Annotated in this window: 2 protein-coding genes; both read right to left on the bottom strand. The window is 43.2% G+C overall.

Features of this window, described 5'->3' with window-relative positions; genetic code table 11:
- A partial coding sequence (locus tag ABHV44_RS15335) for an HYR-like domain-containing protein (protein ID WP_459075597.1) occupies nucleotides 1–2,069 on the bottom strand: 2,069 nt, incomplete at its 3' end.
- Nucleotides 2,070–2,138: 69 nt separating this feature from the next.
- Nucleotides 2,139–13,154, bottom strand: coding sequence for a right-handed parallel beta-helix repeat-containing protein (locus ABHV44_RS15330; protein WP_459075596.1), 11,016 nt, complete (start codon nucleotides 13,152–13,154; stop codon nucleotides 2,139–2,141).
- Nucleotides 13,155–13,295 lie beyond the last annotated feature (141 nt).

The raw sequence follows: 13,295 nt of genomic DNA, 5'->3' as shown, positions 1-13,295 counted from the left end.
ACCGGAGCTTCATCGTCAAGGTCGTAGACAAACGTGTTGTCCGGTCCTGTTGGGCTCATTGAGCCGAGTGCATTTCCGTTGCAGTCTTCCAAAACAGTGTAGAACGTGATTCCTCCGTTGTCGATGAGTTGCTGCGTTACAGCCGGACCAAAGTCGATGGTCCAGATCTGATTGGCGTCATCGTAAATAACACTCACACCAGCATTGGCAAAATCTGTGGCTGCCTGTGCACTTCCGTAAGGATCCCCTGCATCGGCATAAACCGTAAACTCCGGTAAGCTGTTTTGAAGGGAATGATCCACTTCAAGTGAGAACAGGTTGTCGTCTGATGCGTCAACTGTCCAAACGAAGTTTCCTCCGTTGAGGCATTCGCCCACTGCTGAAGCTGATACGTTTTCAAGAATTGGGGCAGCTCCATCTGTGACAGTTATCACTTGATTCGCAGTTCCAGTATTGCCGCAACCATCCGTATAAGACCAGGTTCTTGTTATCGTTTCGAAAACACCGTTTCCAGGAACGGAGCTATCCGACCCCATAACACTTCCAGTGCCATCGCAGTCATCCGTCCATGCTAGAGAAGTCATTGAAGGAATCTCCGAAACACAGTCAACTGAGACATCAGCCGGAACTCCGTTGAATGTCGGTTCGGTTGTATCGTCATATTCAATTTCGTGAACCACCTGTACACTGGCTCCACATTCATCCGTGATAGTGTAAGTTCTTATTACTGAAGTCGGGCATGAGCCTGTTACATCATCCGAAGATGTAACTACCAAATCCCCATCCTCTGTGACAGCATCTGATATTTCAAGATTCCCGTCTAAGGCTTCCAATCCGGTAACCGAAGTTACGGCAGCAGGTGCGGAGCATCCTTCAATATCTGAAGCAGAGAGAGCGCCTGAAACTACTGGAGCTTCATTCACATAAATCTCAATTTGATATCCTGTAACATCTGCAAGAACACACCCGTTGTCATCGGTCAATGACGAAAGAATCACTGTGTGAGATCCCGTTGAGAGTGTTCCGCTAAAAAGTTGATCACCATCGCCAACATCATCCGCTGAATCAGTATTTCCATCCAGTGTCCACACCAGATCGTAAGGTGCTTGCCCTGATAATCCTTGCAAACTCGCAGTGATTGTTTCACCTTGACAAAAACTAAAATCGGAATTGAATCCTGCAACTTCGCTATTGATTAGGATGTTGACGTCAGGTTCTTCAAGTATTATGATTTCAGCTGAGTAAATACTTGATGGATTGGTCACTTCAAGACCATTATCGTCAGTTATTGAGGTCAATTGAACAGTGTGAACACCAGGGCTTAATGTTCCATTAAAAAACTCGAAGCCTACAGGCGAATTATTTGCAATAAACTGATTTCCATCTACTTCCCAAACCAAATCAAAAGGAGCAGTTCCCGAAACAACCCCATCGAGAGTCACGGTTATATTTTCGTTGGCGCAATACTCAAGCTCTGAGTTGAAGCCCAAAATCTCATCATTAAAAGCGATATCGATTTCGGGTTCTTCAACTACATTAACTGTAAATGATGGTGCATCAGTAAGGAAGTTTGTCCCTGAAAAAGCGATTTCTGAATAGTTCGCAATTCCCGGTTGTTGCATTATATGGTCAATATTGAAGCTTGAGCCAGGCGTTGACCCAGGAGAAACTTCAAAGGTCACTTCCATGAACTCAAAGGAACCGGTAAGGGGAGTTGCCCCAAAAGAAACTTTGGATAGCAAAACATTTCCATTCGTATTATCGATAATATTTCCAAATGAGACATTCAGCTCTGGAGGCGCCAAATCCACAATAGGTCCAATAACTTGCAATCCAGAGGGATCGTACTCCAAGGATGCCGTAACTCCTGTTACAAGTCCATCTGTATTCACACCCACGAGCAACGTGAAGTTCTCGCCCGGTTGAACATTAATTTCATTTGTCACAGCCCCATCTACGGAATTGTAAAACTCATAAAATTGAGCTTTGGAGTCATTCGAAATAAGACTCAAAATGATTATAGAAAGAGTGATTAATGACCTATTCAAAAAGCCTTGAAAGTAGTTCATATGCTTGTGGTTATTGAGTATCGTTTTCATTGTTATCCTTGTTTCTAGTCTTTTCAATGTTCTTGAGTTTTAGTTGGCGTTTGGTTCATCACCGGTCATGAGGAATGAAGCCGAAATAACAGTCACATCAGACGCTGTGATTGCTCCATCACAATTATAATCTGCTACTGGATTGAAATTGGGGTCGGCAGTTGTGGATAAGAATGCATCTGATGCTACAGTACCATCGGCTGCAGTAACAGCATTATCGCCATTTAAGTCTCCTCCGATTATGCTTCCCACATTCAGATTATTTGAACCAGAATTGATGCTCACGTTGTCAAAGCCTTTCTGTAAGTAGCCTTCGACTTTCACGAAGATGTCGTAATTACCAGGTGCTATTCCAGATGCAGGAGTAGAAAACTCACCATTTTGATCAACTGTGAAATTGTATTGCTCAACCAGAATAGTCGTACCCGGCTGATAAAACTTAATCGTTCCATTGCGATTTCCACAGTCCTGGTTCCAATCGACAGTTCCTTCAACTGTTCCGACTATTGGTGTACCCGCACAATCGCAATTGCTGTCGTATACATCATTTTCTGTGAGTGGATCTCCGTCATCGCAAGCATCTCCTGGATTGATGACTGTGAGGTCTATCGTTATTGTGCTATCACAACCGGCCTGGTTTGGTATTACTGCTGTGTAAACTCCGGTTGAAGTGTAAATCGCACCATCTGGCGCAGTGTAGGTTGCACATGCTGTTTCTGTAATTGAACTGGCTGTGCTTTCGAGAATCGTAAGGTCCAATGTATCAATGTTAGTACAGCCGTTTGCTGGATATGTCACATTGGTGTATTCTCCAGTTTCTGTGAAAACAGTTCCGTTCCATTCATAAGTGTCGCATGCTGTTTCAGCAGTGTAAGTTCCCGTAAGTGGATTTACAACAACAGTAGCTGAATAAAGTGAAGGATCAGTTAATGAACATCCGTTGGCATCGGTTACTGAAGTAATCTGGACTTCGTACGTTCCCGCAGCCAATTCTCCACTGAAGATGCTTTCGAATTCATTTACTGTAACACACTCGATAGGATCGCTATCTAGTTGATAGCAAATTTCGAATGGACCTACTCCTGAAATCGCATCACAAAGTGTAACGTCTATCGTTTCATCTTCGCAGTAGGTGAATGTGTCCTCGTATCCGGCTGGATTTCCATTGAAACAGATTCCGACATCCACAGTGCTCACAATCGTTACTGTTGCTGTGCAAGTGTGTGTGTTTCCAGCGGCATCCTCTACTGTCAGTTCAACATCGTTGTCGCCAACATCCGCACAAGTGAATGAATTTGGAGTAACGCTCATGCCGGTAATTCCGCAATTATCGCTTGAACCACCATCAACGTCAACAGCTGTAATTGTGGCTGAACCATTCACAAGGTCAACTGATATGTCTTGACATATAGCAACCGGGTCTACATTATCTTCAACGGTCAATGCAAATGAGCACGTTTCTGTATTTCCGCCAGCGTCAGTAGCTGTGAGCGTTACTGTGTGATTTCCTACAGACAAGCTCTGTCCAACGGAGGGTGATTGAGAAACATTCACACTGCAATTATCTGAAGATGAAGCTAATCCAGCGTAGTCTACCATAGTAGCATTACAGCCGTTATCTGTCGATAAGGTCTGATTGCCTGGACAATTGATGGTTGGCAACTGATTGTCAACGACTGTTATGGTCGCATTGCAAGTGCCAGTGTTCCCTGCGTTATCGGTAACTATGATGGTCACATTATCGGCTCCCGCACCAATGTCGCTACAATCGAAAGTATTCTGTGATAGCTCGACATCTGTGATTCCACAGTTATCATTTGAAGTTCCCAGTACAGCCCCAAGTGAGACACTGCCCGAACCTGATCCATCCAATATTACAGTCTGATCAACACAAGTCACAACTGGGTCTTCATTATCTTCAACAGTGACAGTGAAAGAGCACGGATCAGAAGTATTACCGTTTCCATCAGTGGCATTGTAAGTAACTGTGCTTACACCCGAATTGAAAACAAGTCCATTGACATTGCCAGATCCTGATCCGGTAGTTGCTCCGGTAATAGTATAACTCAGATTAACAACACAATCATCTGCTGTGATTGTAGGCTCAGCATTAGACAGAACAGCGCTGCATGCCCCTGTATCTGTACTAACTACCAGATCATCCGGGCAGTCAATAAATGGAGCTTCAAGATCTTCAGAGGCTTCTACGTAATCGCATGCTACCTCTACTCTTATTGGCGCATTCAAAAGTTCTACTCCTGCAGGCGTTTCTACGCGAATAGCTAGATCGTAAACTCCCTCTTGATAAGGATCGAAAGGCAAAATATTAGGACTTCCGATTGTTTGCCAAAAGCTAAAACCAAGGTTCTGTGAGTCCTGGTAAATACTTGAGTTTCCGCTACCATTGTCAATCATAAATTGACTGAGGTCGGCCACGTAAGGGTCAGTTTGTCCAGATGCATCTGAAGGGTCAAAATCTATATCAAGATAAACGTTGAGATCATTGAAAGTCTGATCACCAAGGTCCACACTGACGAGGTAATTCCAACGGGCTGTACCTGGATCTGGATCCAAATTGGCCGAGCTCATTGGCGAAACACCCGTACCAAACTGATAAGTATCTCCTGCCACATCGCCAGTCACAGGAATTACATCACCCAAAAATCTCTTGTGCGCTTTAATTCCAGCTTCAATATCGCAGAGATCAGCAACTGCCATGTGTTGATTACTGAGACCACTACCAACAGCAATTGGTCTTAACAACACAGCATCGTATTCAAGGTCTGTACCGTAAGAGTTATAGAAGTTATCCCAGTAAATATCATAGGTAACTCCAGCTGTCGTATTGTGGCCCTGTAGAATTACATTTCCAATATAGGTCGTGCCATTTACACCGTGTTGCTGAGTCGATACACTAAGATCACCCACTTCATACCTGAACTCACCAGAAGGCAAAAGCTTAATTGTTAGAGTGACCCAGGTGTTGTAGCTAAAATTATTTGGCAAGCCAATGTCAATCCAGCTTCCATCTCCTTCATAGGCCCGGAACCGTGGAGTACCGTCCGATGTAAATTCAATTATTGGATAAGCAGAAACTACATCAGCGTTATCGAAGCCAGTTCCCCAGATTCCAGCCATTCTGCGACCTGAGGTTTCCCAGGCTGCTGGAACATATAGCTCAATACCAATTTCTTTTGTTTCACCGGTGGTAAGGTCGTACTTTCTTCCTTGAGTGTTGTAAAATGCTCCATCGAATCCAGTTCTATTATCATCACCGTCTGCTGCATCAATGGAGTGAAGCAATCTGTTCTCGCCTTCGAATACCGCAGATTCGAAAGCCGAAGGTGCATAGCGATCTGTGTACCACGCATCAGGATTTTCATTTTCATCTACTGCTACTGTGCTGGAGAAGTCAAGTCCCTCAAAGCAGTACTCGCAGGAACCATCATTGAAAATAGCGTTTGGATCGTAGTTATCCGCATTTGGTTCTGTGCATCCTTCTGAGTCTCCAGAACAAGATCCTGCGGTTGGCTGGAAACCAATCGATCCGCTAGCATCAGTACCATCAATGAGATAAGGATTGTAGGCAAGTTCTCCGCCTACACTAGCGTCTACTAATGTAGCATCTGATGTACCGTACCAATTGCACGACACATCAAACTCTGTTGAAGATCCGTAATTGGTTATCGAATTCGTATAGCCAGTAAAACTATTTTCATTGGCGGTGGCTAATGTTGTTCCTCCTGCTGTGTAGAAGTAAACAGCTTCTTCATAGTTTGATATTGCGTTATTTTCGACTACTACTTCATTCGTTCCAGATAGGGAATAAAGTAAAACTCCATAATCACCTTGGTCCGCTTCATTATTTATGATAGATAATGAAGAGTTCTGCGCAACGAGCCCCCCCTGACAATTGGCAATTGTATTTTCAGAAACAGTAACACTTCCACTAGCGTTAATCACAAGAATACCAGTACTCAGCCAACCACTTCCAGTGTAGTCGATTCCATTTACATCGTTTCCTACAATATCACCTGTGGCACCGTATCCGAGTTGAATTCCGTTTTGACCGATAACATCTGTCGAACCATCTCCTGTCACTGTGTTTCCTTCAACGAAAACGATTAAATCTGCTCCGGAAACTGAAAGGGCATTTTTCTGGAAATCGTGAATATTTGAGTTCCGAATCTCCAGGTTTCTTGAATCCCCACTTTCAGCACTGGCAAGTATTCCAACACCGTGTTGATTGCCATTTAATGGATCTTCTCTAATGGCTTTTACTTCCACTCCATCAAGTAGGCCGCCTGCATTATCAAGTCCAATTCCGACATAGCGTCTGTTTGTTGCACCATTTCCATCTCCGTCCACTGTTAAGCTGCTAATGACAGCATTGGCGTCATGGATGTAAATGATTGGGAAGTTGTCATCAGAAGTGGTAAAAGAAAGTGGCATGTCATCGAATCCGATCACATTGGTAACACCAGCTCCCTGACCTTCAATTGTGATTTCCTTGGATACTTCTACCTGCTCGGTAAAGTCTCCATCGTAAACATTTATCTTATTTCCATCAAAAGAAGCATCAATCGCAGCCTGGATGCTCATTTTGTCATCAGTATTGTCGTACACATAGTACTCAGTAGCCGGATCTCCAGCTGATGAAATTGCATCCTGTATATAGCGGTCGAAAGGTTCTACATGACTTGGAGCTCCATCTGCAGCGGATTCTGCCTGAGAAAGTGTCTTATAGAATCTGGTGTAAGGATCGTATATAATTGTATTTCCACCTGAAGTAAATGAATTAGTAGTAGGACCACTAAGCGCAAATTCAAAATCTGCCGACTGGATTGTTACATCTGCCGCTACCGATCCATCACTCCAGGAAATTGGCATTCCTACAACTGGTTCTATCTGAAGGCCTCCGTTATCGGTACCCACTTCTCCAATTGAATTCGTTCCAGAGAAAACAATATCATAAGTATCACCAGGCCAGTCGTCTCTTGTGGCTACTGAAATACCCACCCACGGATTTCCGCTTGTAGTAATGTTAGTCAGATCAACACCTTCGGCATTGGTCATGAAAATCCCAGCTCCCCCATTATCAATTGCTTCTACTCCAGTGAGTGACAAGTTTTTCGGACGAGCCAGATCAAATCCAGTACGATAGCTTTGAGTGACTTTGATGTTTTGAAGGGTAACATTATCGGTCGTAACTGAACTTGTACCAACTTTTAATCCATAACGAGGAACAGATCCACCATCGTTGTCGATTACAGTGAAGCCTTGCATGGTTACACCATTGGCTCCGATCTTTACTCCGGCATTGTTATAACCAGCTGTTCCGCTATGGTCTACAATAGTTTGATCGATGCCTGCTCCAATCAGAAGTAAATCCTCTACATTAACATTGAGCGACTCATTATATGTTCCTGCAGATACCTGAATTTCATCTCCTGTGCTGGCTGCGTCTATCGCTGACTGAATTGTACAATAATATAATCCTGAATTTACATTATAAACTGGCCCACCAACTGCTGAACTTGTTATACTCAGGGTCGCATCTGTGTAATATGGAACGAAAGTCACATTATCTGGAACTGCTTTTCCAGTGGCACATGGGCTCGTAATCTGATTGTACGGACCTGATGGTGAATCCCAGTAGTTCAAGGAAGCGTCAATTGGATTTGAAGCTGTAGCCATGGCTACATCATAACCTCCGGTGAAGAGGTTTTCATCAATAGCGTAATTTCCACTACCTCTCACACGAAGTGCCGCAGCACCTGGTGTAGTGTAACCGTTGAAAGTGTTTCCTGAAATCTGGTTGTTTCCAACAAGATCAAGCGTCACTATCATATTTCCCTGATCGGTTGGTGCAATTGAATTTCCGCTATTGTCGGTCAAACTCTGCCCACCAGTAATGGTGCTTATCGTATTATTTGTGAAAGTAAAATTCTGTGTGTTGGAAGTACCCGAACCTCCTCCAAATACAACCGCCTGCCTGGGAACATTTGGCAGAGTAAACTGGGCAGAGAAACCAACGCCTGCTGGGTTCGAACCCGTGAAAGTTTGTCCTGTGAATTCGTTGTTATTAATTGTAACACCATCATTGGAAGCATTGTATTCTCCCATTAACCCCGCATCTCCGCGAGCTTCAATGATGTTGTTTTCAATCATAATATTTGATTGAGTTCCCTGTAGATAAACGGCAGCTTTTTCAAGACCAGCTGGACCGTCAATGCCTCTTATTGAAAATCCTCGGTTTGCGCTACCAATTGTAACTCCGTCTCTGCCGGAGCTTAATTGAATAGTTCCTAAACCTGATCCATTATCATTTCCATCAAGAATAGTATTGGTCGCTCCATTGTGAGAAAGAATTGCGATATTTTTATCGACAAGCACATTTCCTTGGTAAGTACCATCGTTCACATTCAACGTTTCTCCGTCAAGAGCCACGTCAACACCGCGTTGAACCGATGCTTCTGTATTTGGTGAAACATAACTAGTTGTAGTAATGAAGACATTGTTTGGAACGAAGCTGATTAATCCCAGCTGCTCGTAGTCGGGCTTGTGATTCAATTTATCTTCAGCATCAAACTGTTGCGCCAATGTCATTGAAGCTCCGTTATTTCCATCAAACTGTACATTGAAAGCAATGATGTCTGTTGATGGAACATCGTCTCCATTGCTCACCTGATCAATGTAAACTGACTGACCAATGAAGCTTGCCGGAGTAGCTCCGCTGAAGCTTGCCGAAGCATCTGCTCCTTCAATTACTAAACCTACATTGGAACTGTTGATTGCTGAGCTGTTTCTAATTTCAACCGACACAGTCGCATCATTTGAATTATCGCTGTTGTCTTTTACAAGGATTCCTGTTTGCGCCCCCTGAATTTCAACGTCATCAACGATGTAAGAGCTGCTCTGTGCATTGGAATTGTACCCATCATAGTTATCAGCTTGAATTCCCACAGTACAATTATTTAGCTGATTAGATCCAACAGTTATTGGATTTGTCGTTGGATTGTTCCAAAGAGACAGGCCAATTGCCGCATCTGATACGGTGTTTCCTGAAAGCAACACATCAGCAGAACCACTCAGAGAGGTTACTTTTAACCCCTGATTATCTTCAGGAAAACCTGAGACAGTGGTTACAATGTTATTCTGGATATTGAAAGTTGTTACATCCTGATAAGCAAGATTGTGCCAGATCCCAATTCTTCCTGATTCTACTTGATTACCCGTAATATCGTGGCTGTTACCAGGATCAGCTCGGTAAAAATTTCCCGTCTGAACGCCCACTCTAACCTCGTCAAACACGTTGTTTGTAATGTTTGTATAGCAGTTGTTATAGAGAAGAACTGCGATTCCGAAACCTGAGTCTGGAAGAATATTTTCAAATCGATTATCGGAAATTAGATTGCCCGTTGTAGCTGCTCCAGAGTTGTTGTAATTGTAAAACTCGACTGCCGTGTAAGCAGTTCTTCCAATGATATTATTGGTAATAGAAATATCGGTGAGTCCATCGTAACCAACAATACCTTGCGCAGCATCTACATCGGCTCCATTATTTACAACACCGCTCATAAGATTTGGATTATCACCGTCTATTGTCAATCCGTCAATCTCCGTACCTGAGGCATTTTCAGATAGATAGACCATGAGAACTGCATTAGAGCTATAAGGGTCTGGGTCTGAAACATCTGGGTAAAGATTCGACTCCGCATTTCTACTTCCTGTATTTGGATTTATACCATAGTTCGCTCCTCGAATGGAGTAAGTAGAATCCAGAACAAAAGAGTCATAATAGTTTCCTGCATCCACATATATTATTGACCCACTGCAAGCTAGGTCGAGCGCTCTGCTGATAGTTCTAACCGGAGATGCAGCGGTTCCAGGGTTTGAGTCATCGCCTATTGAGGAAGTGTAAACATCTCCTGATTGACTATCGTCATTAACATAAACCGCAGGTTCGCATTCGGGTACAAACCATACCAGACCTAAAGAAGAGTTGTCAATTTCATGGTAGATTTTGTCTTCTGTAGTTTGACGCTCTGCAATGGACATTTCGTAACCAGTCTTTCCGTCAAATTCGGTATCCAAAGCATCAATGTTAAGTGGACTAAAATTGGCAATGAAGAATGCCAGGTCACCACTAAATTCTGACGTACCTAAAGAGAAGTCAGATCCAGAATCGATGTAGTTAGTAAATCCATTACCTGTTCCTGTGAAAGTGTTTGTGCCAAGAAATGAGATATTGTCAATAGCATTTCCGATTGAGAGACCTGTTAGCGTGTCAGTGCCAATAATGCCTGGAGACTGGAAAGTATTATTATCGAATGCGAGACCATCAATAGAGGCCGGATTTGATCCGTAAGTACCTCCGTCATTTCTTCCTTTAATGGTAACTCCGTTTCCACTCGCACCACCGGCACCACTGTTGGTAACAGAAACATTTCTAAGGGTTATATTGCTGTAGACTTTCCATTTGAGATTAATATCTATTCCCGATGCATAAGTGTTAGCAGCATTTCCACTTCCATCCACTACAACATTTTCAAATAGCGCGTTAGAAAGTCTTTCTGTGTAAATACCTTTTATTCCATTTCCGTTAAATGTGGTGTTGGTAATTTCTACATCATTCAGGTCTGGTTCAATTCCAGAGTTTGCATCGCTATACCAACCATGAGCTGTGTTGTTGTCAAAATGTGAATCGTCAATAGTTAGGTTAGATACACTGACAGTTGAAGGAATTTTCATTCCCACATTGTTATTAGCAAAAGTACTCCCAGTGATTTGAATATCTTGCGACCCTAGCGAAATACCGTAGTTCGCGTTACTAGAAGACACAACATCAATTAATGACGTGAAAGACGAAGCACCAACGCCTGTTGCGCCACCTGTTACTCTGAGATTTTGAAGAACAGCTCTTTCTGAGTTACTGCTTCCATCTCCCAGACTTACAACTGTACCTCCACTGCCCTGAATGACAGTACCAGATGGAGAATTCCCAGCACCCAACACAGTAATTGCCTTCGGTATGGATATGTTTTCTTCAAAAGTCCCGCTGTAAACATTCACTACGTTATCAGAAACTGCATCGTCTACGGCAGCCTGAATGCTCATTTTATTGTTGTCAACCACATAATATTCTGTGGTAGGATCTCCTTCTGAATCTATCGCATCTTGTAAGTAGCGGTCATAGGGTTCAATGTGAGTAGGATCTCCAGCTGCAGCAGATTCTGCCTGAGCAAGTGTCTTGTAAAACCTGGTGTAAGGGTCATACACAATTGTGTTTCCTCCAGAGGTAAATGAATTTGTTGTAGGACCGCTAAGCGCAAATTCAAAATCTACTTCTTGAATAACTACATCAGCAGAAACAGATCCATCACTCCATGAAATTGGCATTCCTACAACTGGTTCTATCTGAAGGCCTCCGTTATCGGTACCCACTTCTCCAATTGAATTCGTTCCAGAGAAAACTACATCATAGGTATCTCCAGGCCAGTCGTCTCTTGTTGCAACCGAAATTCCTACCCACGGATTTCCGCTCGTAGTGACGTTAGTCAGGTCAACACCTTCGGCATTAGTCATGAAAATTCCTGCTCCACCATTATCGATAGCTTCTACACCTGTGAGCGTTAAGTCTTTTGGACGAGCCAAATCAAATCCTGTGCGATAGCTATTCTGAACCCGAACGTTTTCCAGAGTTACGTCATCGGTAGTTACAGAGCTCGTCCCTACCTTCAGGCCATAGCGAGGAGAACTGTCATTCGGATCTCCAGTTACAGTAAGATTCTTTAGTGTCACCTGATTCCCACCGATTTTCACTCCGGCATTGTTGTGTCCACTTTGCCCAGTGTGATCGAGTATAGTCTGACCAATTCCTGCACCTAAAACCGTAATCTCATCTTTGTTGACATTTAAGTCTTCAGGAAAAGTACCTGCTGAAATATTGATGGTGTTCTGAGCAGAAGCTGCATCGATCGCGGCTTGAATACTCATTTTATCACCAGCTGAATCAAAAACATAAAACTCCGTTGATGGGTCGCCTTCAGAATCAGTTGCATCTTGAATGTATCGATTAAAGGGTTCAACGTGATCGGGACCGTTGGTAGCTGCCAAAGTCGCCTGATTCAAGGTTGAGTAAAACCTTACATACGGATCGTAAATATTACTACCGAAAGTATTGGTAGTAGGTCCACTAATAGCATAAGCAAGCTCCGAAGATTGTATAGTCACATCGCGATTAGCTGCCGCATCATTGCTCCAACTAATGGATTTATTGGTAGTCATTTCTAATTGAACCCCACCATTACTTGTTGTAACCTCACCAAATGAGTTATTACCAGTAAACACCACTCCCGAAGTCGTACCGGGCCAGTCATCTCTGGTGGCTATTGAAACACCTACCCAGGGATTCCCGGTAGTTGTTATGTTTTCGATCGTCACTCCATCAGCATTAGTCATAAAGATTCCTGCTCCACCATTGTTGCTGGCTATAACTCCATTCAATGTGAGGTTCTTCGGGATAGCAAGGTCAAAACCAGTTCGATAACTATTTTGAACTTTAATGTTCTCCAGGGTAACATTGTCTGTCGTTTGGTTTCCTACTCCCACTTTTAGACCGTAGCGCGGTTCTGATCCACCATCCGTATCAATCAGGGTGAATCCCTGCATAGTTACATCATGAGCAGTCACATGAATTCCGGCATTTCCATGACCTGGATTTCCGGCATGATCGATCACAGTCTGATCAATTCCGGCACCTACAATCGTTAATTCTTTGTCGACTAAGACATCCTGACTGTAAGAACCAGCATCCACATAAATTACATCCCCAACTGAAGCCTGGTCAATTGCCACCTGAATTGTAGCAAAAGGAGCTGAGGGTGTGCCCGGGTTGTTGTCATTCCCGACTGCTGTCGTGAAGGAATCTCCAGAAGTACTGTTATCATTGACAAAATAGTCAGATCCTGCATCAATCAACTCAAGTGAATTGAATTCATCTGTGTAAGACGAATGAAGACAAACTAGTTCTGAGACATTTTTCGCACTCATAACTTGCGATGAGAGCAACATTATAAATCCAAGAAATATATAGCATGATTTAAATAAGGAACCCTTACAAAAGAGTCGAAATGGAAAAAATTCTTTTAAAGCCATAATTAGATAGTTAGTCTGGTTGGTCTGAATGAATGA

The organism is Halocola ammonii (assembly GCF_049334165.1).
Classification (GTDB): domain Bacteria; phylum Bacteroidota; class Bacteroidia; order Flavobacteriales_D; family Sanyastnellaceae; genus JBEGHD01.
The sequence above is the reverse complement of the archived record's forward strand: the minus strand, read 5'-3'. Positions and strand labels throughout refer to the sequence as shown.